This window comes from Sphingopyxis sp. GW247-27LB (assembly GCF_002277025.1).
Lineage (GTDB): Bacteria > Pseudomonadota > Alphaproteobacteria > Sphingomonadales > Sphingomonadaceae > Sphingopyxis.
The window spans coordinates 815,395-839,483 of the sequence record NZ_NIWD01000008.1; the positions used below are offsets into that span (position 1 = coordinate 815,395).

General features: G+C 68.8%; 21 protein-coding genes. 15 read left to right on the forward strand and 6 right to left on the reverse strand.

Annotation, left to right across the window (positions count from 1 at the left end):
* The first annotated feature begins 63 nt into the window (after positions 1–63).
* From CD928_RS11420 to CD928_RS11430, 3 genes are all read left to right on the forward strand, one after another.
* Positions 64–678: a DJ-1/PfpI family protein gene (locus CD928_RS11420; protein WP_095387167.1), complete on the forward strand. Its 615-nt coding sequence runs from the start codon at positions 64–66 to the stop codon at positions 676–678.
* An 81-nt stretch (positions 679–759) separates the two neighbouring features.
* The gene (locus CD928_RS11425; protein ID WP_095387168.1) at positions 760–2,772 is read left to right on the forward strand and encodes a GMC family oxidoreductase N-terminal domain-containing protein; all 2,013 of its coding nucleotides are present in this window, start codon (positions 760–762) and stop codon (positions 2,770–2,772) included.
* A 43-nt stretch (positions 2,773–2,815) separates the two neighbouring features.
* The gene (locus tag CD928_RS11430; RefSeq protein ID WP_095387409.1) at positions 2,816–3,544 is read left to right on the forward strand and encodes a rhodanese-related sulfurtransferase; all 729 of its coding nucleotides are present in this window, start codon (positions 2,816–2,818) and stop codon (positions 3,542–3,544) included.
* Positions 3,545–3,858: 314 nt separating this feature from the next.
* Here CD928_RS11430 and CD928_RS11435 read toward each other — a convergent pair whose 3' ends face one another.
* Positions 3,859–5,154 (reverse strand): caspase family protein, encoded by a 1,296-nt coding sequence (locus CD928_RS11435; protein WP_176473548.1) that lies wholly within the window; start codon positions 5,152–5,154, stop codon positions 3,859–3,861.
* 13 nt (positions 5,155–5,167) lie between these two features.
* Positions 5,168–5,791 carry a class I SAM-dependent methyltransferase gene (locus CD928_RS11440; RefSeq protein ID WP_095387170.1) on the reverse strand — a complete coding sequence of 208 codons (624 nt, stop codon included), beginning with the start codon at positions 5,789–5,791 and terminating at the stop codon, positions 5,168–5,170.
* A gap of 95 nt (positions 5,792–5,886) precedes the next feature.
* Between CD928_RS11440 and trxB the strand changes: the two genes are divergently transcribed.
* On the forward strand, positions 5,887–6,852 hold the full coding sequence (gene trxB, locus CD928_RS11445) for a thioredoxin-disulfide reductase (protein WP_095387171.1): 966 nt from the start codon (positions 5,887–5,889) through the stop codon (positions 6,850–6,852).
* A 461-nt stretch (positions 6,853–7,313) separates the two neighbouring features.
* On the opposite strand, the gene CD928_RS11455 is transcribed toward trxB, so the two are convergent.
* From CD928_RS11455 to CD928_RS11470, 4 genes are read right to left on the reverse strand one after another with little or no spacing between them, the layout of a single operon-like run.
* A complete protein-coding gene (locus CD928_RS11455) occupies positions 7,314–8,114 on the reverse strand; it encodes a hydrolase 1, exosortase A system-associated (RefSeq protein WP_095387410.1) in 801 nt (266 codons plus the stop codon).
* On the reverse strand, positions 8,099–8,767 hold the full coding sequence (locus tag CD928_RS11460) for a hypothetical protein (protein WP_095387173.1): 669 nt from the start codon (positions 8,765–8,767) through the stop codon (positions 8,099–8,101). The genes CD928_RS11455 and CD928_RS11460 overlap by 16 nt, the downstream gene beginning before the upstream one ends.
* Positions 8,768–8,785: 18 nt before the next feature.
* Positions 8,786–9,058, reverse strand: coding sequence for an acyl carrier protein (locus tag CD928_RS11465; protein ID WP_255247122.1), 273 nt, complete (start codon positions 9,056–9,058; stop codon positions 8,786–8,788).
* Between the two features lie 11 nt (positions 9,059–9,069).
* Positions 9,070–10,068, reverse strand: a complete 999-nt coding sequence (locus CD928_RS11470; RefSeq protein WP_095387175.1) for a GNAT family N-acetyltransferase — start codon at positions 10,066–10,068, stop codon at positions 9,070–9,072.
* A gap of 35 nt (positions 10,069–10,103) precedes the next feature.
* On the opposite strand from CD928_RS11470, the gene CD928_RS11475 reads away from it, so the two are divergent.
* The 11 genes from CD928_RS11475 to xrtA all read left to right on the forward strand — a co-directional run bounded on the left by CD928_RS11475 (position 10,104) and on the right by xrtA (position 24,084).
* Positions 10,104–11,636 (forward strand): acyl-CoA ligase (AMP-forming), exosortase A system-associated, encoded by a 1,533-nt coding sequence (locus CD928_RS11475; protein WP_095387176.1) that lies wholly within the window; start codon positions 10,104–10,106, stop codon positions 11,634–11,636.
* Positions 11,633–12,862: a pyridoxal-dependent decarboxylase, exosortase A system-associated gene (locus CD928_RS11480; protein ID WP_095387177.1), complete on the forward strand. Its 1,230-nt coding sequence runs from the start codon at positions 11,633–11,635 to the stop codon at positions 12,860–12,862. Before CD928_RS11475 ends, CD928_RS11480 begins: the two co-directional genes overlap by 4 nt.
* A gap of 177 nt (positions 12,863–13,039) precedes the next feature.
* Positions 13,040–13,696: an XrtA/PEP-CTERM system exopolysaccharide export protein gene (locus CD928_RS11485; protein WP_095387411.1), complete on the forward strand. Its 657-nt coding sequence runs from the start codon at positions 13,040–13,042 to the stop codon at positions 13,694–13,696.
* A 54-nt stretch (positions 13,697–13,750) separates the two neighbouring features.
* Complete coding sequence (locus CD928_RS11490) at positions 13,751–15,295, forward strand: XrtA system polysaccharide chain length determinant (RefSeq protein ID WP_095387178.1); 1,545 nt, start codon at positions 13,751–13,753, stop codon at positions 15,293–15,295.
* A gap of 11 nt (positions 15,296–15,306) precedes the next feature.
* Positions 15,307–16,326: a P-loop NTPase gene (locus CD928_RS11495; protein ID WP_095387179.1), complete on the forward strand. Its 1,020-nt coding sequence runs from the start codon at positions 15,307–15,309 to the stop codon at positions 16,324–16,326.
* Positions 16,326–18,023, forward strand: coding sequence for a hypothetical protein (locus tag CD928_RS11500; protein WP_095387180.1), 1,698 nt, complete (start codon positions 16,326–16,328; stop codon positions 18,021–18,023). The genes CD928_RS11495 and CD928_RS11500 overlap by 1 nt, the downstream gene beginning before the upstream one ends.
* Before the next feature lie 24 nt (positions 18,024–18,047).
* The gene (locus CD928_RS11505) at positions 18,048–19,403 is read left to right on the forward strand and encodes an XrtA/PEP-CTERM system-associated ATPase (RefSeq protein ID WP_095387181.1); all 1,356 of its coding nucleotides are present in this window, start codon (positions 18,048–18,050) and stop codon (positions 19,401–19,403) included.
* Between the two features lie 37 nt (positions 19,404–19,440).
* Entirely contained in the window at positions 19,441–20,304 is an 864-nt protein-coding gene (locus tag CD928_RS11510; RefSeq protein WP_095387182.1) for an XrtA system polysaccharide deacetylase, read from the forward strand.
* Positions 20,305–20,336: 32 nt separating this feature from the next.
* Positions 20,337–21,371: a FemAB family XrtA/PEP-CTERM system-associated protein gene (locus CD928_RS11515; RefSeq protein WP_255247123.1), complete on the forward strand. Its 1,035-nt coding sequence runs from the start codon at positions 20,337–20,339 to the stop codon at positions 21,369–21,371.
* On the forward strand, positions 21,371–22,576 hold the full coding sequence (locus CD928_RS11520; RefSeq protein ID WP_095387184.1) for a TIGR03087 family PEP-CTERM/XrtA system glycosyltransferase: 1,206 nt from the start codon (positions 21,371–21,373) through the stop codon (positions 22,574–22,576). Before CD928_RS11515 ends, CD928_RS11520 begins: the two co-directional genes overlap by 1 nt.
* Entirely contained in the window at positions 22,573–24,084 is a 1,512-nt protein-coding gene (xrtA, locus tag CD928_RS11525; RefSeq protein ID WP_095387185.1) for an exosortase A, read from the forward strand. The genes CD928_RS11520 and xrtA overlap by 4 nt, the downstream gene beginning before the upstream one ends.
* The last annotated feature ends 5 nt before the right edge of the window (positions 24,085–24,089 follow it).

Genomic DNA, 24,089 nt, shown 5'->3' on the forward strand with positions numbered 1-24,089 from the left:
CGGACATTTCGCTTTCGGCCCCCGAATGATAGATCAGCCTCCGGTTCCCAATCGGAGGATGAGATGCAGATCGCGGTTTTGACGTTCGACGGCTTCAACGAGCTCGACAGCTTCGTCGCCGCCGCGATCCTGAACCGGCTGCGCGGACAGGGCTGGGCGGCGCATATCACCGCGCCGACGCCGCAGGTGACCTCGATGAACGGCGTGACGGTCGCGCGGCAGAAGCCGCTGGAATTCGCCGCGGAGGCCGATGCGGTGATCATCGGCAGCGGCGTCCGCACACGCGACTATGCCGCCGATGCCGATCTGCTGGCGCGCATCCGGCTCGAACCCGAACGCCAGTTGGTCGGCGCGCAATGTTCGGGGACGCTGCTCCTCGCCAAGCTGGGGCTGGTCGGCGACCTGCCTGCCTGCACCGATCTCACCACCAAGCCGTGGGTGATCGAAGCGGGGGTCGAGGTGCTCGACGCGCCCTTTGTCGCGCACGGCAATGTCGCGACCGCCGGCGGCTGCCTGGCGTCGCAATATCTCGCAGCGTGGATCATTTCGCGGCTCGCGGGCGAACCCGCGGCCGAGGCGGCGCTGCACTATGTCGCGCCGGTAGGCGAAAAAGAGCTTTATATTGCGCGGGCGATGGCGACGGTGCGGCCGTTCCTGCCCGTGGAGGCAGCGGCTTAACTGGCGATCCGGTACAATACGCCTTGCCTCGGCCGGCTATAAACCGGCATCTGCGATCAAGGGCAAAGGGGGGGCAGGGCGATGACGGCACCGTTCAATTTCGGGCAGCTCAAATTTCTGAAGGCGCTGACCGAGGCGCTGTTCCACGAGGCCGAAATGGCGATCTCGGCCGATCAGGTGGTTGCCAATGTCTGCGAGCTGTTCGCGAAGGTCGGCGGGACGAAGCTCGACGAGATTCGCCTGTCGTTGACCGCGACCGAGATCGTGCTCGGGCCGCTGTTCGCGGCGGTCGATGTCGAGACGCGGGCCGAGCGGATCCGGCACCGCCTGCAGAACAGCCAGTTCGATCTGTTCCAGGACATGGCGCGGCTGCGCGGGATCATCTACGCCTGCTATTACGGCCATTGGCAGCCGGGGACCGAGCCCGGCGACCAGGACGCCAATGTCGCCAATCCGGTGCACGCCCAGATCGGCTTCACCCTGCCGAAGTTTCGCGCGCGCGGCGCGGGCGAGATGCCGATCACTCGCGTCGATGGGCGCGAGATCGATCCCGCGCATGTGCTCGACGCCGCCGACCTCGAACCCGAATATGACGTGATCGTCGTCGGGTCGGGCGCGGGCGGCGCGGTCGCGGCCTATAACGTGGCGGCGCAGGGCTATAGGGTGCTGATCGTCGAGGCTGGGCCCTTCTACCCCTCGCCGCGCATCACCCACCACGAGCTCGACATGGTCGCCGAACTGTTCAAGCACGGCGCGTTGCAAACCTCGACCAACCGCGATTTCGTGGTGTTCCAGGGGCGCTGCGTCGGCGGATCGTCGACGATCAACAACGGCATCTGCCTGCGCGTCAACGAGGCGGGGCGCACCCATCCCGACGCGCCCGACATTCTCGCCCGATGGGCGAACATGGGGGCGCCGATCGACGCGGCGGCCTTTCACGCGAGCTATGACGCGGTGCAGGCGAAGCTGGGCATCGCGAAGATCGAACCGCGCAGCGGGCGTCATAATGGCCCGCACCTCCTGAACGGCTGGGCTGCGCACGCCGCCGCCTCGACCGATCCCAGGGAGCGGCGCGCGGTCGCCGACTGGTTCGCGAAGAATTTCGGGCCGCCGAACACGCCGACCGCCTGCGCCTATTGCGGCTATTGCAATTCGGGCTGCGCCTATGGGCGGCGGATGGGGATGGCGCAGACCTATCTGCCCGAGGCGTGCCGCGATTTCGGCGCGCGCATCCTGCCCGGCACCAAGGCCGACCGGATCGTCTGGCAGACCGCGATCGACGGGCGGCGCGAGGCCGAGGCGGTGAAGCTGGTGCTGCCCGACGGATCGAAGGCGCTGGTTCGCGCCCGCGTCGGCGTGATCGTCGCCTGCGGCACGATCGCCTCGTCGAAGCTGCTCGACCGCAGCGATATTGATAGGACCGGTCATCAGGTATCGCTCAACGTCGCGTCGCCCGTCGTGGCGCTGATGCCCGAGGGCGTCGGCGGCGACGCGTGGGACGAGGACCAGATGTCGAGCTATGTCGATTGCGGCGACTTCCTGCTCGAAAGCCATTTTCAGCCGCCGATGGCGATGGCCTCGCTGATGCCCGGCTGGTTCGCCGACCATAGCGCGCGGATGAAGAATTACGATCGCGTCCATTCGGCGGGCATCCTGTTCCCCGCCGACCGCCGCGGGCGCGTGAAGGACGGCAAGCTGAAATTCCAGCTCGACGCCGAGGAGGACCTGCCGATGCTGCGCCGCGCGATGGCGACGCTGACCAAGGTGCATTTCGCCGCCGGCGCGATCGAATGCTACCCGGCGCTGACGGTCGGGCAGACGGTGACCCCCGACATGGACATCGATGCCTTCTTCGAGGACGCGATCCGCGAGGCCGACGATGTGACGCTGTCGAGCAGCCATCCGCACGGCGGCAATGCGATCAACGAGAATCCGCAACACGGCATCGTCGACCCCGAATGCCGCGTCCACGGCACAACCAATGTCCTCGTCACCGACGCGAGCGTCTTCCCGAGCTGCATTCGCGTCAACGCGCAATGGACCACGATGGCGATGGCGCACTATGCGACGGGGAGGAGCGACCCGTTTCGGTGACGGAGACTTTTGTTCGGAACGGGGCACGGCTATGAGCCGCGCCATGAGCTTCACTGTCGCCGCCCTCTATCGCTTCGCGCCATTCGACGATCCCGCCGCGCTGCGTGCTCCGCTGATCGACCTCTGCGCGGCGCAGGGGATCAAGGGCACGCTGCTCCTCGCGCGCGAGGGGGTCAACGGGACGATCGCGGGGAGCGCCGGGGGCGTTGCCGCCGTCATCGCGCATATCCGCGCGCTGCCTGACTGCGCCGATCTCGACGTCAAATATTCGACCGCCGCCGCGCTGCCGTTCCAGCGCATGAAGGTGCGGTTGAAGAAGGAAATCGTGACGATGAAGGTCGCGGGGATCGATCCCGCGCGCGATGCCGCACCCTATGTCGACCCGGCCGACTGGAATGCGCTCGTCGACGATCCGGACATCGTGCTGATCGACACGCGCAACGATTTCGAGGTCGGTTACGGCAGTTTCAAAGGTGCGCTCAACCCGCATACCAGAAGCTTCGGCGATTTTCCCGACTGGTGGCGCGCCAACGCCGAACGCCTGGCGGGAAAGCGCATCGCGATGTTCTGCACCGGCGGCATCCGCTGCGAGAAATCGACGGCCTTCCTGAAGAGCGAAGGCGTTGAGGATGTCGTCCATTTGAAGGGCGGCATCCTCGCTTATCTCGAGCAGGTACCGGCGGGGGAGAGCCGCTGGCGCGGCAGCTGTTTCGTCTTCGACGAGCGCGTCAGCGTCGGGCATGGGCTGGTCGAGGTGGGAGAGGGGGAGTAGGGTTAGGTTGAGCGCGCGGCGGCTTTGGGGGTGGGAAGCGAATGTTATGACCTAATGTGAGTTTTCCTTTCTTGGTCGATATGCTCGGTAAAAAAGGAGGCAAGCGGACGCCACAAATATAGGCCACGTCCAATTCTCGACGATACGGTCGAAGGCCACCCAACCCAAGCCTATCATCACGAACGCCATTAGCAGTGACCAATTATCCTTTGGTTTCACAGCAATGTCTCCTCCGAGCCAAGGCATTATCTATACCGTGGCCGAGGCAGCCGCAACGTCCGCAATCGGTCGCTGCCTGTCGTCGCCTCGCGCCGTCACTCCGCGCTGACCCGATAGGTCACCCGATATTCGCTGCGATCGCCGTTCAAGGTGCGCACGAAGCTGCCGGTACGCGGTTCGAGATCGATCGTGCCGAGGATGTCGCTGCCGCCGACATCGTCGTCCTCGAGCAACTGGACCGTCGAATTGCCGTCGAAATCGAAGCTGCGCGGGATGACCCAGCGCTGGCCCTTTTTCATCGTATAGCTGTCCTTCTTGCTCTCGGGGAAACGCTGGTCGCCGCCGAAGCGCAGGAAAAGCTGATCAGGAAGCCCCAGGAATCCGGTGACCTTCACGCATTCGATGACGATGTCCGAAACGCGATACTGGCCGCTGCGCACCGCGCCGTCGGCGCTCGGCTGAAGCAGGCGCGCGATCGCGTCGGAGGCGTCGGCTGCATGGCGCCCGCCCGGAAATTCGGAGAGATAGGCGCTGAACGCGCGCACGCTGCTTTCGGCGAGCGCGCCCTTCCAGAGCAGTTCCTCGCTGACCGCGCGGTCGGTCGCCGGCGCGGCGGGCGGCGGGGCGACGAGCGTCGCGACGGTGCGCGGAACCAGATAGACCGGCGTGCCGGTGATGCTCGCGCTGACGAAGGGGCGCTGGTTGCCGCCGGTCGCGGCGAGCACATCGTCGCGGATCGCGCCGCCGAGCAGCTGCACCGGCAGGTCGGGCTGCGGCAGGCGCCGCGCGAGCGCCTCCGCAAAGGGGCTGTTGCCGCCGGTGCCGTCGCTGGCGGTCTGGCCCGGCGCGGCGGCGAAGATCACCAGCACATCGTCGGCCTCCACCCCCGCGAGTCCGCGCGCGATGGCGCGGGTTCCCGAGCGCCAATTCTTGCCGAACGGGTTGTTGCGGCACGAATCGAGGACGACGAGCCGGATCTGCGCCCCGGAAACGGCCTCCATTAACCGGTCGAGGTTGATCGCCTCATAGGGCAGGTCGAGGTCGGACTTCAGCTCGGCATCGACCGGGACCAGCCAGTTCTTCCCCTGCGCCTCGATCCCGTGCCCCGCGAAATAGACCATCGCCACCTCGGCCCCGTCGGCCTTGGCGCGAAAGTCGCGCATCGCGTCCTGAAACGCCTTGTTGGTCAGGTTGTCGGCGATAGTGACGTCGTCGAACCCCGCTTTCCGGGCCGCGTCGGCGACGAGTTTGCCGTCGTTGACCGGGTTGGCGAGCGGCGTGGCGTGCGCATAGGCGGCGTTGGCGATCACCAGCGCGACCTTGCGCGCTTCGGCCGCCGTCGGCGCGAGGAGGAACAACAGGGAGAGCAGGGTCAGCCAGAATCGGGTCATCGCGGCATCCTCTCTACGATGCGTGGGCGGCTCCATATTCGACCCAGCCGAAGGGTCGGGGGGTCTTGGGCATATAGCGCGCCCCGCGGCGGTCGACCGCGAAGCCGGCGCGGGCGTAGGCATCGGCGATCGGGCGCGTCAGGTGGCAATTGCCGCCGATGCGCTTCCACAGCGGTTCGATCCGCCGCTGCCATTTCGCGACGCCGGCGTCGGGGGCGGCGCCATGTTCGAGGAACAGCGCAGTGCCGCCGGGTTTGAGCACACGGCGGATCTCGGCGAGCACCGCGGCGGGATCGGCGACCGAGCAGAGGGTGAAGGTGGTGACGACGGTATCGAAGCGTCCGCTTTCGAACGGCATCGCCTCGCCGATGCCGCCCCGGATGTCGGCGTCGATCCCGCGCGCCTGCGCCGCCGCGCGGCTCATCGCGAGCAGTTCGGGCGACGGGTCGAGGCCGCTGAAGCGCGCGACGCGGGCGGGGTCATAGAATTCCATGTTGATGCCGCCGCCGCAGCCGAGCTCCAGCACGTCGCCCGATGCCTGCGGCACGACCTGGCTGCGCAGCTTCATGATCTGCCCCTGCGAACAGGCGCATTTAATCAGGCGCGGTACCCCGTGACGCTCCCACCAGCTCGGCATCTGCGCGACTCCCCCTTGGCGCGGAAGGTGAGCCTTGCTAGCGCGATTGGCAACACCCATCTGTGCTGTCCGGCACAGGGCCGCAAAGGATCGTCATGCCCACCACGCACCACACCAAGATGCTCATCCTCGGCTCCGGCCCCGCCGGCCTGTCGGCGGCGATCTATGCCGCGCGCGCGGGGATGCAGCCGATCGTCGTGCAGGGACTCCAGCCGGGCGGGCAGCTGACGATCACCACCGACGTCGAGAATTATCCGGGCTTCGCCGAGGTGATCCAGGGTCCGTGGCTGATGGAACAGATGACCGCGCAGGCGGTGCACGTCGGCACGAGCATGATCTGGGACACGATCGTCGATGTCGACCTGAACGAGCGGCCCTTCCGGCTGACCGGCGACGGCGGCGATGTCTATGTCGCCGAAACACTGGTGATCGCGACCGGCGCGCAGGCGAAATGGCTGGGGGTTCCGGGCGAACAGGAACTCGGCGGCAAGGGCGTGTCGGCCTGCGCGACCTGTGACGGCTTCTTCTATCGCGGCAAGAAGGTGGTGGTGATCGGCGGCGGCAACACCGCGGTCGAGGAGGCGCTCTACCTCACCAACCACAGCGACGATGTGACGCTAATCCATCGCCGCGATTCGCTGCGCGCCGAAAAAATCCTGCAGGACCGTCTGTTCGCCAATCCGAAGATCAAGCTGCTGTGGAACAAGACGGTCGACCGCTTCGTCGCGGGCGAGGGCACGGCGGGGCTGGTCGGGGTCGACCTGATCGACACCGTCACCGGCGCGGCGAGCCACGAGCCGACCGACGGCGGCTTCGTCGCGATCGGCCACAGCCCGTCGACCGAGCTGTTCAAGGGCAAGCTGCCGCTCGACGCCGACGGTTATCTCGAGGTCACGCCGGGCACGTCGCTGACCGCGATCCCCGGCGTGTTCGCGGCGGGCGACGTGACGGACAAGGTCTACCGCCAAGCGGTGACCGCGGCGGGCATGGGCTGCATGGCGGCGCTCGACGCCGAGCGGTTTCTGGCCGAGGCGGAATATCACGCGATGGTGGATGCGTAGGCGGAGTCGGAACGGCAGGAACCGACCGATTGCGGACATGGCGTCTAAAGCTCATCATTCGCTAATGAGGATATGGATTCGCCGTTTCGCCGTTGCGTTCATAATCGCCATACTGCTCGGAACCTCGGCATGGGTGGTCTTTATTGAGGTAGTCCTCACGTCGTTTTCGCCGAACGTGTTGTTGCAGTTGCTGCTTCCGGTGGGCTTGGCCATCTTAGCATTGGCCGGTTGGCGGGTAATCGTTGCGCTCCACAAATGGGCGCCAGGCGCGTCGCGAGCATTGGGGAGCGTCCGCTAGCGACCAGAAGCGGACCTTTCATTCTTCGTCACCCTGAACTTGTTTCAGGGTCCATGGCCTGCCCTTGAATTGGGCGCGGCGCCGAAGGAGGGACCCGGCCATGGATGCTGAAACAAGTTCAGCATGACGAGGTTGGATGGCAGCTCCCACCCCAAAGCCGACGCTATCGCCAGCCTAGTTTTTCCAATATCCGCGCCGCCAGCCACTCCGCATCGGCACCCGCAAAACTGTGCGAAGGACTGTCGAGACATTCGACGGGCACCGCGCCGGGGTGGCACGCCTCCGTGAAAGCCTGCGCCGTCCGGTCGCCGGTGGCGAGCAGAATCGTCACGGGGCAGGGGAGCGCGGCCAGCGCGGCGTCGAGACGCGCGGCGAGGCTGTCGGGCGCGGCCCGCGGCTTTTTCCGGCCCAGCGCCGCGACGCCGCGCAGCAGCTTCCTCAGATCGACCTCGCCCTTGAGCAGCCGAAGCAGGCTTTTCGGATCCTTGAGCCGCGCCAGATAGCGCGCGCGGATCGCCGCGGCCGGGGGCAGGGCGGGCTCTTCGCTCGCCTCCTCGTCGGCCGTGCCTTCATAGGTCCACGGATTGGCGAGAATCAGCGCGTCGAGCCCGAGCGGCCGGTGGAGGAGCAGCGCGCTCGCGGCGTCGCAATTGCCAAAGGCGGCGATGCGCGCGACGTGCGGCGCGGCGGCGCGGAACGCGGGAATCGCGGCGGCGATGTCGGGGCCGCTCGTCTCGAAGCCGCCGTTCGCGCCCTCGCTGTCGCCGATCCCGCGGCGGTCGAAGCGAAACACCGGATGACCCGCCGCGGCGATTCGCTGTGCCAGCATCGCCATGCCGCGGTGCGCGCCGCTGCGGATCTCGTTGCCGCCCGACACGATCAGCAGCCCGGTGGTTCCCGGCGCTTCGTCGAGTGTCGCGGCGAGCGCCGCGCCCTCGCAGGGAAAGCTCAGATGATGCCGCATGACCGGCTCCATGCGGCGATGTCGGCAGCGATCGCCTGCGCCATGCCTGTATCCTCGCCGGGCTCGGCGCGCAGCCACAGCGGCGTGCCCGCGATGCCCTCGGCACCGAGCGCCACGCTGCGCAGCGGCTCGACCGGCTGCGCCTCGGCGGCGGCGAGTTCGGCGATCATCGTGGGGGACAGCAGATTCCCGGCGAGCAGCAGCGGTGCCGACGCCGCTTCGGTCTGCAGGCTATCGAGCGAGGAGGCGATGCCCGCCTCGCGATCGGCCGAAACGCGGGCGCGGAGCAGCGTGCGGAGCAGCGACGCGCCGCTGGCGGGGGCCAGCCGCCACCATGTTGCGGCCTTGGCCGCATGGTCGATCAGCGCGCCCCCGCGCAGCGAGGCGACGATCAGCGGGCCGTCGATGCCGTGCGCGATCTCGGCGAGCGCGTCGCGCCAGCGCGTCAGGTCGGCCTCGACGAGCGGGACGGGGCTTTCATTCTGTCCCGGCAGGTCGGGCAGGAGCGCCGCGAAGCCCTCCGCTGCGAGCGCGCGCATCGCGAGCACGAGCGTGCGCCGCGTGCGGTTCGCTTCCTCGAACAGCGGTGGAACGAAAAGGATGGTCGCGCGGGGGAGGCCGGCGGGGTCGATGCGCAGTTGATATTCGCCCATGCGCCCCCGCGATTCGCCTCAGCCCGCGACCTTGCGCACCGAAAAGGCGAGCAGATTGCCGTAGGTTTCGAAAATCTCGCCGTCGACCTCGTCGTCGTCGATCAGGATGCCGAGCCGGTCCTCCATTTCGGTGAGCACGGTGGCGACCGCCATCGAATCGAATTCGGGCAGTTCGCCGAACAGGCCGCTGTCGGCGGTCAGCGCGGCGGCGCGTGCCTCGCCGAGGCCGAGGACATCGGCAAGCAGCGCGCGCAAGGTGGCATCGACGGCGGTGGCAGGCGTATCGGTCACGAGCATATCCTTCAGGCGCGCCCGAGCGCCGAGCGCGCAAAAGCCTTGAGTGCCGGCCCCCATGCCGCGATGCGCGACGGATTGAAAGCCTCGATATGCCACAGCGGCTCGTGCCGGTTCATCCAGTCGCGCTTGTAGGCGTCGTTGCCGGTGCCGAAATCGACGCGGGCGACGCGGTCGACCTCGATCACATGGCGGAACAGCGCCGCCGACAGCAAAGTGCCCGGCGAGGCTTTCAGGCTGTCCTCGACATGCGCGAGCTTGTGGATGAAGGCGGTGCCGTCCTCGACCGTCCAGAACTGCGCGGCGACCGGCGCGCCCTCGATCCGCGCAAGCCCCATGCGGACGGTACCGCGCACGCTCTCGGCCTCGGCAAAGGCGCGCAGCAGCGCGGGATCGCCTTCCTCGGGCTTCCAGCTTGCGGCATAGATGGCCTCATAGGCTTCCCATACCGCGGGATCGAAGGCGCTCTGGAGCGAAATGTCGACGACGCCTTTCTTCGCCTTGCGCTTGACCGTGCTGCGTAGCGCGCCGGGCCGGCTCTCCCACCAGCCGTCATGGTCGAGCCCGGCGAGGTCGAGCCAGTGGCGGTCGCCCTTCGGCGCGGCGCGAACCCACCAGCCAGCATCGCGCATCGCAGCGGCGATGCCGTCCTTCTCGCTATCGGGAACGGGATAGAGCATCAGGCGCGCCGCCCGCTTGCGGAGCCGCGCGAACAAATCGCGGAGCGCGGCGGCGCGGCCCTCTTCGCCGGTGTAGAGTGGCCGGATCGCGAAGCTGTACCAGTTGGCCAGCCCCGCCAGCGCATCCGGCTTCTCGACGCGGAGCGGCAGCCACGCGGTCGTATCGCCCGCGGCGCCGCACGCGTCGAAGCGCCCGCCGGGCGCGAAACCGTGCGCCGCCAGCAGGTCGAACCACGCAGCGCGGTCGAAGGGCGAGGCGAAGCCGGCGCCGCGCGCTGCGGCGGGCAGCGCCTTATCATTAGCCTGATGTTCACCGTTCCCTTGCATGACGGGGCGCTCTATCACCACTCTCCTAACAGCCGATGACCAAAGCCCTAAGCCCGTCCTCCTGTCCGATCGACCATCTCGCCCGCCGCGGCGCGCCGGGCGCGCCTGCGCTGCTGATCGGCGATCGGGTCACCAGCTTCGCCGATCTCGACGCCGGGGTCGGGCGGCTCGCGTCGTGGCTGCTCGGACAGGCGGGCGGGCCGGGCGAGCGCGTCGCGAGCTGGAGCGCGAAGACGCGGACGGCGTGCCTGATGCCGCTCGCCGCGGCGCGCGCCGGGCTGATCCATGTGCCGGTCAACCCGCTGCTCAAGGCGCCGCAGGTCCAGCATATATTGGCCGACAGCGGCGCGAAGCTGCTGATCACCAATGGTTCGCGCGCCGACTCGCTTGGCGGCGGGCGCCCCGAAGCCTGCGCGCTGCAGGATTTGACGATCGCCGAGGAGGTGATCGATTCGGGCGGCGAAGGCTTGCCGCCGTCGCTCGCCGAGCCCGGCGATCTCGCCGCGATTCTCTATACCAGCGGTTCGACCGGGCGGCCGAAGGGGGTGATGCTCAGCCACGCCAATCTGTGGCTGGGGGCGGAGAGCGTCGCTTCCTATCTGAAGATCGTGCCCGACGACCGCGTGCTCGGGGTGCTGCCGCTCAGCTTCGACTATGGGCAGAACCAGCTCCTGTCGACCTGGCATGCCGGAGCCGCGGTCGCGCCGCTCGACTATCTGACTCCGCGCGACGTCGTGAAGGCGGTCGCGCGGCATGGCATCACGACGCTCGCGGGGGTGCCCCCGCTCTGGGTGCAGCTGGTCGAGAGCGACTGGCCCGCCGAGACGGCGGCGCTGTTGCGACGCCTCACCAACAGTGGTGGCGCGCTGACGCCGTCGCTGATCGACGCGATGCGCGCCACATTCCCGAAAGCCGACATCTATCCGATGTACGGGCTGACCGAGGCGTTCCGCTCGACCTTTCTCGACCCCGCGCTCGTCGCCCGTCATCCGACCTCGATGGGCCGCGCGATCCCACATGCGGAAATCCTCGTCTGCCGCCCCGACGGCAGCATCGCCGCCGACGACGAGCCGGGCGAACTCGTCCATTGCGGGCCGCTGGTGGCGCAGGGTTATTGGCAGGATGCGGAGCGCACTGCGCAGCGATTCAAGCCCGCGCCTCCTTCGTCTATCTATGGAGGACCGGCGGTCTGGTCAGGGGACACCGTGCGGCGCGACGCCGACGGCCTCCTCACCTTCGTCGGCCGCGACGATGCGATGATCAAGACCGCGGGCAACCGCGTCAGCCCGACCGAGGTCGAGGACGCCGCGGTCGCCTCGGGACTGATCTATGAGGCGGTGGCGTTCGGCGTGCCCGATCCGCGGCTCGGCGCCGCGATCGTCCTGATCGTGCGCGGCAAGGGCGGCGCGGAGGATGCCGAGGGGCTGGCGGCCTATTTGCGCCGGAATCTGCCGAACTTCATGCAGCCGCAGACGATCGAGTGGCGCGAGGCGCTGCCGCGCAATCCCAACGGCAAGCTCGACCGCGTCGCGATCGCCGCCGAATGGGACGGAAAAGTGACGGCATGAAGCCGCATGGCCCGATCCCCCCCGGCTACGCCGCCGACGAGGACGGCATGCTGCTGATCGGTGGCCACCGCGCCGATGCGCTCGCCGACAGGGCCGGGGACACGCCGCTGTTTGTCTATGACAGCGCGATGCTCGCGGCGCGCGCCGCCGAATGGCGCGCGGCGATGCCCGCCGAAGTGCAGCTTCATTATGCGATGAAGGCCAACCCCTTCGCGCCGCTGCTCACCCATATGGCGGGGATCGTCGACGGGTTCGACGTCGCGTCGGGGGGCGAACTCGCGGCGGCGCTGGCGAGCGGCATGGCGGCCGAGCACATCAGCTTTGCCGGCCCTGGCAAGCGCGACCGCGAACTCGAAGCGGCGATTGCTGCGGGCGCGACGCTCAACCTTGAATCGACGGGCGAAGCCGAGCGCGCGCTGCATATCGCCGCGCGTCGCGGCATGACGCCGCGGCTCGCGGTGCGGGTCAATCCCGACTTCGACCTCAAGGGCTCGGGGATGAAGATGGGCGGCGGAGCCAAGCCCTTCGGCGTCGATGCCGAGGCGGTGCCCGCGCTCGTCCGCCGTCTGATCGACGCTGGCGCCGACTGGCAGGGTTTCCATATTTTCGCGGGATCGCAAGCGCTTGATGCGAACGCGATCGCTGACACCCAGGCGCAGACGGTCGCGCTCGCCGCGCGGCTCGCGAACGAGATCGGCGCGGTGCCGCCGCTCGTCAATCTGGGCGGCGGGATGGGTGTGCCCTATTTCCCCGGCGACCAGGCGGTCGATGTGGCGGCGGTCGGCGCTGCGCTCCGCGCGACGCTGGCGGCGCGCGATCCGGTGCTGGCGGGCAGCCGTTTCGCAATGGAACTCGGCCGCTGGCTGGTCGCCGAAGCGGGCGTCTATCTGGCGCGCATCGTCGACCGTAAGGTCAGCCACGGCGAAACCTTCCTCGTCACCGACGGCGGCCTCCACCACCAGCTCGCCGCGAGCGGCAATTTCGGGACGGTGATCCGCCGCAACTATCCGATCGCGGTCGCCAGTCATTTCGGCGCCGAGCCGGTCGAGACGGTGTCGGTCGTCGGCTGCCTCTGCACCCCGCTCGACCGCCTCGGCGACCAGGTCGCGCTGCCGCGCGCCGAGGTCGGCGATCTGGTCGCGATCTTCCAGGCGGGCGCCTATGGCGCCTCGGCGAGTCCCGCCGCCTTCCTGGGGCAGGGGCCGGCGGGCGAAATGCTCGTCTGAACACCACGCCGATTCTGTCCCGAAACGGAACGAAAGCCGACGGGCGCGGCGCGAACTTATTCCAATACTAACGGTATCTTCACCCTTTTCGGTGATGGCTGAGGCTGACGCAATGGCTGTCGCCGCGAGCCTTTGGCCCGCGGTCGCCTCCCCGGCCGGTCGAAAGGTGATTTGAACATGACGTCCTTCCCCTCGCTTCGCGCCGCGCGCGCCGCGCTGATCTCGGGCATCGCCGCCACCGCCCTGACGGGCTGCGCGGGCGGTGTCGGCAATGCGCCGCAGCTTCCCAGCGCCAATTTCGTCGCGAACCAGGAAGGACCGGGCGAGGAATATATCATCGGCCCGCTCGACGAACTGCAGATCTTCGTGTGGCGCAACCCCGAACTCGGAGGCAAGGTGCAGGTGCGCCCCGACGGGCGGATCACCACGCCGCTGATCACCGACATGCCCGCAGTCGGCAAGACCGCGACGATGCTGCAGCAGGACATCAAGCTCCAGCTCAGCCAATATATCACCGACCCCATCGTCAGCGTCATCGTCACCAGCTTCAATAGCACCTTCTCGCAACAGGTGCGGATCGTCGGCGCGACCGAGAAACCCGCGTCGATCCCGTTCCGCGCCAACATGACCGTGCTCGACGCGATGATCGCGGTCGGCGGGCTCGGCGAATATGCGGCGGGCAACAAGGCGCGCCTCGTCCGCTTCGACAAGGGCAGCGGCAAGCAGCACGAATATGCGCTGCGCCTCAATGACCTGATCAAGCGCGGCGACATCAAGGCGAACGTCCGGCTGCAGCCGGGCGACGTCATCATCATTCCCGAAAGCATGTTCTGACGCGAGGCCGCGGCCACCGCCACGCTCAACCCTTCCAAGGATCGACCCCGACCGATGAACAGCCTTTACGACGAATTCCGGGTGGCGCTGCATAGCGTGTGGACGCGCCGCTGGCTGGTGCTGGCGGTCGCCTGGGGCATCTGCATCCTCGGCTGGCTCGCGGTCGCGTCGATCCCCAACCGTTATGATTCGCGCGCGCGGCTCCTGGTCGACATCAACCAGATCCTTCCCGACGACGCGCAGGGCGGCCCGCTCGGCGGGCGGCGGCAGCTCGACGAGATTCGCGGGACGCTGACCAGCGCGCGCAATCTGGAGAAGGTCGGGGTGACGACGGGCCTGCTTCCCGCGGGCGCGGGCGAGCGCGAAAAGGCGGGCGCGGTCGCGATGCTGCAAAAGAATATCAAGGTCGTTCCGCAGCAGGACAATATCTTCGAAATCACCTCGAGCATCGCGGTTGGCAGCTTGTCGGACGCCGACAATGCGAAGCTCGCCTCGGGCGTGCTCGACAGCCTGATCACCGTGTTCCGCGACGACCAGCTTCGCGGCGGGCGCATGGACGCGCGCGAGGGGCTGAAATTCCTCGACGCGCAGATCGCCGACCGCGAAAAGGCGCTGCGCGAGGTCGAAGCGCGCCGTGCCGCGTTCGAGGCGCAGAATATCGGATTGATTCCCGGCGGGTCGGGCTCACCCGCGCAGCGTGTCGACGCGGCGCGCGCCGAGCTCAACCAGATCGAATCGCAGCTCGTCGCGGCGCAGGCGTCGCTCGCGGCCACCAATGGCCAGCTCGCCTCGACCCCCGCGACGATCAACGTCCCGGGGATGTCGGCGACCGGCGCCGGCGTCGCGCGGCAGCAGCTTGCGGGGGCGCAGAACGAACTCTCCGCGATGCGCGCGCGCGGACTGACCGATGCGCACCCCGACATCATCGCGATCAAGAGCCAGATCGCCTCGCTGAAGGCGCAGGCCGACCGCGAAGGCAGCGGCGGGGGCGGCGGCAACGCGCAGAATCCCGCCTATGCCTCGCTCGCCGCGATGCGCGCCGAGCGCCAGGCGACGGTGAGCGCGCTCAGCGCGCGCAAGGCGCAGCTGACTGGCGATATCGCCAAGATCACCTCGCAGCAGATCCAGAACCCCGGCATCGCGGCCGAATATGACCGGATCAACGGCGAATATACCGCGCTGAAGGCGCAATATGACAAGCTGCTCGGCCAGCGCGAGCAGGTGCGGCTGCGCGGCGAAGTGCAGACCGAAACCGACGCGATCAAGGTCGAGCTGCTCGACCCGCCCTCGAAGCCGACGAGCCCTGCCGCACCCAACCGGCCGCTGTTCCTGACGCTCGTGCTGCTGGCGGGGATCGGCGGCGGTATCGGTGCCGCCTTCGGGCTCGCCCAGGTACGCGCGAGCTATCCGACCGCCGCCCGCCTCGAACGCGCGAGCGGGTTGCCGGTCATCGGCTCGATCACCGAAGTGGTGACACCCGAGCGCCATGTCGAGCGCAAGAAGAAACTCGTTTGGCTCGCCAGCGGCGGCGGGGCGCTCGTCGGGCTCTATGCGCTGCTGCTCGTCGCCGAATTCGTCCAGCGCGGCATGGTCGCCTGAGGGGACAGGATATGAACGAACATCGCCCCGTCAAGCGCCAGCCCTCGCTGCTCGAACGCGCTGCCGACCTGTTCGGTATCGATCCCGCCGCGGGCGCGCCGACGATCGACGTCAGCGGCCTGCCGCCCGAGCCCGAGAAGAAGGCGAAGAAGGCCGAGCCGGTCGTCGAACCCGAACCCGCCCCGGAAGCCGCATCCGCCGTCGCGGCCGAGCCGGTCGTCGAGGCCGCGCCGACGGTCAAGCCCTCGCCGCGCAAGGAGGTCGCGCGCGCCGCGCCCGCGGTCGTGCCGACGCGGCAGGGGACGATCGACCGCGACCGGCTCGCGGCGCGCGGAATGATCGTGCCCGGTGCCCCGGTGACGGGCATTTCCGAAGAATATCGCATCGTGAAGCGCGAGATCATCCGCAACTTCACGGGCGCGCCGGGGCGCCCGGTGCTGCCGCGCGGCCACCGAGTCCTGATCGCCTCGGCCAATCCGGGCGAGGGCAAGACCTTTTCGGCCGTCAACCTCGCGCTGAGCCTTGCGGTCGAGGCCGATCACGACGTTCTGCTGATCGATGCCGACATCGCGAAGCCGAGCGTGCTGGAGGCGCTGGGGCTGGACGACGGGCCGGGGCTGATGGACGCGCTCGCCGATCCGCACCTGCCGCTCGGCGACTGCCTGATCCAGACCGACATCGCGGGGCTGAAGGTGATGCCGGCGGGCACCCAGCATATGCACGACACCGAATTGCTCGCCTCGGCGCGCACCGAGGCGCTGCTCGCGCAGCTCGAGGCCGGCGCGCCGGGGCGCATCCTGATCCTCGATTCGCCGCCGGTGCTTGCCGCCTCGCCCGCCGCGGTGCTCGCGGGGCACGTGGGCCAGCTGATCATGGTCGTGCGCGCCGACGAAACGCTCGAATCCTCGCTGCGCGACGCGATCGGGCTGATGGGCGCGTGCCTGCACATCCAGCTCCTCCTCAACGGGGTCAAATATTCGCCCGGCGGCCGCCGCTTCGGCACCTATTATGGACAAGGAGGCGCGTCCTGATGCGCACCAACCGCAATCTCATGCGCCGCACCGCGGCGCTCGCCGCGCTGTTGCTTGCCGGAACGGCGGGTACGGCGCAGGCGCAATTCTCGGGTGACGCGGGGTCGGGCGGCGGCGAGGCGCCGGGCGCCTCGGCCCCGGCGCCCTCGTCCGACGGTGGCGACGCCAAGCGCGGCGGGCAGCGCAAGCAACGCCAGGTCGACGTCAGCCCCTATCTCGAAGTCGGGCAGGTGCTCACCGCCGACCTCAAGGGCGATCGCGACGTCCTCACCTATACGACGGTGGCAGCGGGCGTCGACGCGGCCATCGTCACGCGCCGCGCCGAAGTGGCGGCAACCCTGCGCTACGAGCATCGCTTCGGCGAATCGGGCGGGCTCGGCGACGCCGACATCATCAGCGGCCTCGCACGCGGGCGGGTCGAGGTCGCGCGCGGCCTCAATCTCGAGGGCGGGGCGCTCGCGACGCGCACGCGCGCCGACGGCGGCGGCATCGGCGGCCTCATCACCGGCGGCGACAATGTCGCGGACATCTATTCGGTCTATGCGGGTCCGACGCTGGCGCAGCGCGTCGGCAGCCTCGACGTCGGCGCGGGCTATCGCTTCGGCTATACCAAGGTCGACGTCGACGGATCGGGCAATGTCCCCGGCGGCAATTTCGACAGTTCGACCAACCATGTCGCCTGGGCGAGCGTCGGCCAGCGGCCGGGCGACCTGCCGTTCGGCTGGCAGGTGTCGGGCGGTTACGAGCGCGAGGATGCGAGCCAGCTCGACCAGCGTTTCGAGGGCAAATATGCGCGCGCCGACGTCACGGTGCCGATCGGCCCGACGGTCGCACTGCTCGGCGGCGTCGGTTACGAGGATATCGAGATCAGCCAGCGCGACCCGGTGCTCGACCCGAACGGCGTGCCGGTGCGTGACGCGAACGGTCGCTTCGTCACCGACAAGTCGCAGCCGCGCCAGCTGTCGTTCGATACCGACGGGCTGATCTGGGACGCGGGCGTGATGTGGCGGCCCAGCCGCCGCACCTCGCTGACCGCGCGCGTCGGCCGCCGCTATGGCGACACCATCTATACCGGCAGCTTTTCCTACCGCCCCGACCATGCGACGATGGTCCAGGTCGGCGTCTACGACGGGCTGTCGAGCTTTGGCCGCGGTCTGTCGAGCGGGCTGTCGTCGCTGCCGACCCAATTCGACCCGACGCGCAATCCGATCGACAGCAGCATCAACCCCTGCGTGTTCGGCGAGGAAGGCGCGGGCTGCCTCAATCCGCAATTCGGCAGCACGACCAGTCTCCAGTTCCGCAATCGCGGCGTCCAGGCGCTCTATTCGTCGCGCTTCGGCCGCTGGAGCTATGGCGTCGGCATCGGCTATGACCAGCGCCGCCTGCTCGTGCCGGAAAATTCGGTGCTCGCACCGCTCAACGGCATCAAGGACGAGAATTATTATCTCTTCCTGACCGCAGGCCGCCAGCTCGACGCCGATTCCGACCTCAGCCTGTCGGGCTATGTCAGCTATTTCGACAATGGCGCGGCGGGCGTCGGCGACATGCAGTCGGCGGGAATCGCGGCCGCTTATTCGCGGCGCTTCTGGCGCGACCTGACCGGCACCGCCGCGGCGTCGCTCAACGCCTTCGACCAGGACGGCTTCGCCAGCGAACTGATTGGCTCGGCGCTGGTCGGTCTCCGCTACAATTTCTGATCCGGACCCCAAAGGGAAATAGCGATGTACGATCAATATTATGGCTTCACCGGACGCCCCTTCCAGCTGACGCCCGACCCGCATTTCTATTTCGAGAGCGGGACGCACAGGAAGGCGATGTCCTATCTGGGCTATGGCCTCGCGCAGGGCGAGGGTTTCATCGTCATCACCGGCGACGTCGGGGCGGGCAAGACGACGCTGGTCGGCCATCTGATGAACACGATCGACCCCAACCGCCTGACCGCGGTCAAGCTGGTGTCGACGCAGGTCGAGGGCGACGACCTCCTCCGCCTCGTCGCCGAGCAGTTCGGGCTCGAATGGGAAGGGCAGAGCAAGGCCGAGTTGCTGCGGTCGATGGAGCAATATCTGCGCGAACAGGCGCGCGCCGGGCGGCGCACGCTGCTGATCGTCGACGAGGGGCAGAATCTCGCGATCTCGGCGCTCGAAGAGCTGCGGATGCTGTCGAACTTCCAGCTCGGCGGTCATTCGCTCTTGCAGATATTCCTGCTCGGCCAGCCCGAATTCCGCCAGACGCTCTTCCACTCGCCGACGCTCGAACAGCTCCGTCAGCGGGTGATCGCGACGCATCACCTCGACCCGATGGAGCCCGAGGAGGTCGAGCCCTATATCCTTCATCGCCTCGGCAAGGTCGGCTGGACGGGCAACCCCAGCTTCAGCCCCGACGCGTTCGAGGAGATTTTCGACTATAGCGAGGGCGTCCCGCGCAAGCTGAACGTGCTGGTCAGCCGGCTGCTGCTCTATGGCGCGGTCGAGCAACTTGGCCGCATCACCGGCGCGCACGTCCGCGATGTGGTGAGCGAGATCGAGGCCGATCGCGGGATCGACCAGGCGACGCTGGTTGCGCTGCCGGTCGAGGCGCCGGCGCCCGTCGCCGAACCCGCAGCCGTGCTCGAATGGCCCGCTCCGCCCGTCGCCGCCGAGCCCTTGGCGGTGGCGCCCTTCGCGGCGCCCGAGGCCGGACCGCTCGATCTCGCCGCGTCGATGGCGCCGGAAGAGACCGAGCCGGTCGTGGCACCGTCGCCGCACTACGGCGATGGGGGCTTTGCCGAGGCGCGCTCGCTCGTCGCCGAACAGCTTGGCCTCGCACCCGCCGATATCTGCGAACCCGAACCCGAAGCCGTTCCGGCTGCGGAACCGCGCGTGTGGGAAGCGGCGGCCGACGAGATCCCGGAGGAAACACCCGCGCCCATCGACGACGCGCATCTGGTCGCGCTCGAGCGCCAGATCGCCGGGCTCGAGGCGCGTATCGCCGATCAGGACGCGGCGCTCCGCCGCGTGCTCGACCTGCTGATCGACTGGGTCGAGCGCGACCCGGCGAACGCGCCCGATCCGGCGGCATCGCAGACCTGGGCGGCCTGAGGCGCCGCCCGGCCAACGGGATCGACGAAGGTGAGGGATGATGCAGAACAGCTTGTCGGTCGATGTCGAGGACTGGTTCCACGTCGGCGCCTTTGAGCGCACGATCGACCGCGCCGACTGGCCGCGGCTCGAATGCCGGGTCGAGGGGAATTGCGACGCGGTGCTTCAGATTTTCGCCGATGCCGGGGTCACCGGCACCTTCTTCACCCTCGGCTGGGTCGCCGAACGCTATCCGGCGCTGATCAAGCGCATCGTCGCGGCGGGGCACGAGCTCGCCAGCCACGGTTATGACCACAAGCGCGTCTTTGCGATGACCGCCGGCGAATTCGCCGCCGACCTTCAGAAGACGCGCGCCATCCTCGAGGATGCGGGCGGGACCCCGGTACGCGGCTATCGCGCGCCGAGCTTTTCGATCGACGCGCGGACGCCGTGGGCGCATCCGGTCCTCGCCGAGCAGGGCTATGCCTATTCGTCGAGCGTGGCGCCGGTGGTCCACGATCATTATGGCTGGCCGCAAAGCCCGCGCCATGCGTGGCGGCCGGTCGAGGGCAGCGATCTTGTCGAATGGCCGGTGACGACCGCGCGCGCGCTCGGCCGCACGCTGGCGGCGGGCGGCGGCGGCTTCATGCGGTTGCTTCCCTATGGCTTCACGCGCTGGGCGATCGGGCGGATGAATGCCGAGGGGCACCCGGCGATCCTCTATTTTCATCCGTGGGAAATCGACCCCGGCCAGCCGCGCGTCGCCAATGCGCCGCTGAAATCGAAAATACGCCATTACAGCGGTTTGTCAGCCATGGCTGACAAGCTGAAAAGGTTGTGCGCCGATTTTGAATGGACCCGCGCCGACGCGCTCGTCCCCGCGCAGCGCGGCCGCGCCGCGCCGTGGCGCGCCGCGGCGTGAACGCGCCCGCGCATCCTTTGGCAGGGGGCGATGTGTCCGCCGCGCCGCTCGGCGATGCGGCCGAATGGGACGCCTATGTCGCGGCGCATCCCGGCGCGACGCCCTTTCACAGCCGCACCTGGTGCGAGGCGATCACGCGCGCGACCGGGCATCGCTGTCATATCGTCACCGCGCGCGATGCGGCGGGGACGCTGACCGGTCTGCTGCCGCTCCACCATGTTCGCTCGCCGCTGTTCGGGCAGGCGCTGGTCGGCAGCGGCTTCGCGGTCGGCGGCGGTATCCTCGCCGACGATCCAGCCATCGCCGCTACGCTCGCCGGGGGCGCGGCGGACATCGCCAAATCGCTCGGCGTTCCCTCGGTCGAGCTGCGCGGCGGCCCGCTGCCCGAAGGCACCGGCTGGGCCAGCGAGGAGGGCGTCTACGCGGGCTTCGCGCGCGACCTCGCCGCCGATGAAGAGGCCGAACTGCTCGCCATCCCGCGCAAGCAGCGCGCCGAGGTGCGCAAGGCCCTCGTCAGCGATCTCCGCGTCACCACCGGCCGCGATTCCGCCGAGCGCCGCGATCATTATCGCGTCTATGCGGAGAGCGTCCGCAACCTCGGCACGCCCGTCTTTCCGCGAGCCTTGTTCGATGCCATCCTCGACGCATTCGGCGACGATGCCGACATATTGACCGTGCGCGACGGCCGCCGGCCGATAGCGAGCGTCCTCAGTCTCCACTGGCGCGGCACGGTAATGCCCTATTGGGGCGGCGGCACCTTCGACGCGCGGCGGCTGCGCGCCAACGAGCTGATGTATTTCGCGCTGATGCGCCACGCCCGCGAGCGCGGCGGCACCCGCTTCGACTTCGGGCGCTCGAAGGTCGGGACGGGCCCGTTCGCCTACAAGAAGAACTGGGGGTTCGAGCCCGAGCCGCTCGTCTATGCGCGCTGGCTCGCGCCGGGCGAGCAGCCGCGCGACACCAACCCGAACAGCGCCAAATACCGGTTGCAGGTCGATCTGTGGAAGAAGCTGCCGCTGTGGGCGGCGAACCGCATTGGGCCGCTGATCGCGCGCGGGCTCGGCTGATGGCCGAGATATTGTTTTTGGTGCACCGCGCGCCGTGGCCGCCCGATCGCGGCGACCGCATCCGCAGCTGGCACATGTTCGAGGCGCTCGCCCGGCTCGCCCCCGTCCATGTCGCGGCGCTCGCCGACAATGCCGCCGAGGCCGCGCTCGCGCGCGCGAAAATGGCGCGCCTTTGCAAAAGCCTGGCAATCGAAGTGCGCAAGGTGTCGCGGCCGCTCGCGCTTGCGCAGGCGGTGCTGCGTGGCGAGCCCGTGTCGAACCGGCTGTTTCGCAGCGCGGCCTTGTCGGAGCATGTCGATAAGTTGCTCGCGAGCAGGGCGATCACCCATATCGTGGCCTTCTCGGGCCAGATGGCGCAATATCTGCCCGCGCGTTTCGACGGCCCGGTGATCATGGATTTCGTCGACGTCGATTCGGCCAAATTCGCCACCTATGCCGAACAGGATCGGGGGCAGCCGATGCGCTGGGTTCATGCGCGCGAGGCTGCCAAGCTCGGCGCGTTCGAGGCCGAGGTCGCGCGGGCGGTCGATGCCAGCCTGTTCGTCAGCGAGGCCGAGGCGGCGCTGTTTCGCGATCGGAGCGGGCTCGGAGCCGCGCAGGTGCGCGCGGTCGAGAATGGCATCGACACCGCCCGCTTCGACCCCGCGCAGCCGCTGGCGACGGTGGGCGAGGGCGAGGGGCCGCTCGCGGTCTTCACCGGCCAGATGGACTATCGCCCCAACATCGACGCGGTGCGCTGGTTCGCGGACGACATCCTGCCGCTGATCCGCAAGCGCCACCCGCAGGCGCGCTTCGCGATCGTCGGCCGCGCGCCGACCGTCGACGTGCGCGCGCTCGAAGAGCGGCCGGGGGTGCTCGTCACCGGTCAGGTTCCCGATGTGCGGCCGTGGCTCGCGGCCGCCGACGCGGTGGTCGCGCCGCTGCTGCTCGCGCGCGGAGTGCAGAACAAGCTGCTCGAGGCGATGGCGATGGCGCGGCCTGTGGTCGCGAGCCGCGCCGCCGCGACCGGAATCGACGCGGAGGCGGGCGAGCATCTGCTCGTCGCCGACGATGCCGAGGCGATGGCGAGGGCGGTGTGCGAGCTGTTCGATGATCCAGCAACGGCGGCACGCATGGGCGCCGCGGCGCGCGAGCGGATGATCGCGCGCTACGGCTGGGAGGCACGGCTCGCGCCGCTCGGGCAGCTGCTGGGGCTGGCGGCGTGACCGCCCGCGCGCTTTCACGCCCGCAGGGCTGGTCGCTCTGGCAGCGGCATCTCGCGGCGTTGACCGCGCTGTCCGCGGCGATCCTTCTCCTCTTTCGCCATGATGTTGCCGACATGGCGGGCATCTGGTGGGCGAGTTCGACCTTCACCCATTGCCTGCTGATGGTGCCGATGATCGGCTGGCTGGTGGCGCAGCGTGCGCCGCTGCTCAAGCCCCTGACGCCTGCCTTCTGGTGGCTCGCGCTCGCGTGGATGGCGGGGGCCGGCGTCGTGTGGCTGGTCGGCGAGGCGGCAGGGGTCGGCCTGTTCCGCCAGCTCGGGCTGGTGCTGATGCTGCAGGGCGCGGTCGCGGTGACGCTCGGCGCGAAGCTGGCGCGCGCGCTGCTTTTCCCGCTCGCCTATGCGCTGCTCCTCGTGCCCTTCGGCGAGGAGCTGGTGCCGCTGCTCCAGACGCTGACCGCGCATATCTCGGTCGTGCTGCTCCACCTGTCGGGCCTGTCGGCCGAGATGGAGGGGGTGTTCATCACGACGCGCGCGGGTTTCTTCGAGGTCGCCGAGGCGTGCTCGGGGGTCAATTTCCTGATCGCGATGCTCGCCTATGCGGTGTTCGCGGCGCACCTCTGTTTCCGCAGCTGGACGCGGCGCATCCTCTTTGTAGCGCTCGCGCTCGCGACGACGATCATCGCCAACGCGCTGCGCGCCTATGGCACGATGGTCGCCGCCGAGATCTGGGGGGTCGAGGCGGCGGGCGGGATCGACCATGTCTTCTACGGCTGGATTTTCTTCGGGCTCGTCATCCTCGCGGTAATGCTCGTCGCGCGGCGCTGGTTCGACCGGCCCGCGAACGATGCGGCGGTCGACGTCGGCGGACTGGACGGCCTGCCGCGCCTCGCCGGCCCCGCGAAGGCGGTGCTGCCCGCGGCGCTTGCAATCCCGCTGCTCTTCGCGGTCTGGGGCGCGCTCGCCGGTGCACGCACGGCGCCGCTTCCTTCGACGATGGCGGTGGCGGCACCCTCGGGCTGGACCCTTGCCGCGCCGCAGGGCATCGCCTGGGCTCCGCGCTTCGATGGCGCCGACCAGCGGCTCGTCCGCCATTTCGCCGATGCCCGCGGCCGCCACGTCACCGTGGCGGTCGGCGGTTACGAGCGGCAGGCTGAAGGGCGCGAGGTCGCCGCCTTCGGGCAGGGCGCGGTCGATCCCGACGGCCCATGGGCGTGGAGCGCGTCGCTGCCGGCGATAGACGGGGCGAAAACCGAGCGGCTGCTGCATCGGGGGCCGGTGCTGCGCGACGCCGCGACCTGGTATGTCGTCGATGGCCACGCGACGGGCAGCGCGCGCGCGGCGAAGTTCGCGGGGTTGAAAGCGCGCCTTTTCGGCGGCGATCCGCGCGCGCTGTCGCTGATCGTGTCGAGCGAGGAAGGCGAGGGCGGCGCCCGCGCGATCGCCGATTTCGTCGCCGCGTCGGGCGGGGCGCAGCTGATGGCTGACCGCGCACTAAAACTGCGCTAGGCATC

Excerpts from the sequence above, each read along its gene's own strand:
- trxB (WP_095387171.1), top strand. The coding sequence starts at position 5,887 with ATGCCCACCACGCACCACACCAAGATGCTCATCCTCGGCTCCGGCCCC.
- CD928_RS11510 (WP_095387182.1), top strand. The coding sequence starts at position 19,441 with ATGATGCAGAACAGCTTGTCGGTCGATGTCGAGGACTGGTTCCACGTC.
- CD928_RS11440 (WP_095387170.1), bottom strand. The coding sequence starts at position 5,791 with ATGCCGAGCTGGTGGGAGCGTCACGGGGTACCGCGCCTGATTAAATGC.
- CD928_RS11435 (WP_176473548.1), bottom strand. The coding sequence starts at position 5,154 with ATGACCCGATTCTGGCTGACCCTGCTCTCCCTGTTGTTCCTCCTCGCG.
- CD928_RS11505 (WP_095387181.1), top strand. The coding sequence starts at position 18,048 with ATGTACGATCAATATTATGGCTTCACCGGACGCCCCTTCCAGCTGACG.
- CD928_RS11490 (WP_095387178.1), top strand. The coding sequence starts at position 13,751 with ATGAACAGCCTTTACGACGAATTCCGGGTGGCGCTGCATAGCGTGTGG.
- CD928_RS11480 (WP_095387177.1), top strand. The coding sequence starts at position 11,633 with ATGAAGCCGCATGGCCCGATCCCCCCCGGCTACGCCGCCGACGAGGAC.
- CD928_RS11500 (WP_095387180.1), top strand. The coding sequence starts at position 16,326 with ATGCGCACCAACCGCAATCTCATGCGCCGCACCGCGGCGCTCGCCGCG.
- CD928_RS11520 (WP_095387184.1), top strand. The coding sequence starts at position 21,371 with ATGGCCGAGATATTGTTTTTGGTGCACCGCGCGCCGTGGCCGCCCGAT.
- CD928_RS11430 (WP_095387409.1), top strand. The coding sequence starts at position 2,816 with ATGAGCTTCACTGTCGCCGCCCTCTATCGCTTCGCGCCATTCGACGAT.
- CD928_RS11475 (WP_095387176.1), top strand. The coding sequence starts at position 10,104 with ATGACCAAAGCCCTAAGCCCGTCCTCCTGTCCGATCGACCATCTCGCC.
- CD928_RS11470 (WP_095387175.1), bottom strand. The coding sequence starts at position 10,068 with ATGCAAGGGAACGGTGAACATCAGGCTAATGATAAGGCGCTGCCCGCC.
- CD928_RS11425 (WP_095387168.1), top strand. The coding sequence starts at position 760 with ATGACGGCACCGTTCAATTTCGGGCAGCTCAAATTTCTGAAGGCGCTG.
- CD928_RS11485 (WP_095387411.1), top strand. The coding sequence starts at position 13,040 with ATGACGTCCTTCCCCTCGCTTCGCGCCGCGCGCGCCGCGCTGATCTCG.
- CD928_RS11420 (WP_095387167.1), top strand. The coding sequence starts at position 64 with ATGCAGATCGCGGTTTTGACGTTCGACGGCTTCAACGAGCTCGACAGC.
- CD928_RS11455 (WP_095387410.1), bottom strand. The coding sequence starts at position 8,114 with ATGCGGCATCATCTGAGCTTTCCCTGCGAGGGCGCGGCGCTCGCCGCG.
- CD928_RS11460 (WP_095387173.1), bottom strand. The coding sequence starts at position 8,767 with ATGGGCGAATATCAACTGCGCATCGACCCCGCCGGCCTCCCCCGCGCG.
- CD928_RS11495 (WP_095387179.1), top strand. The coding sequence starts at position 15,307 with ATGAACGAACATCGCCCCGTCAAGCGCCAGCCCTCGCTGCTCGAACGC.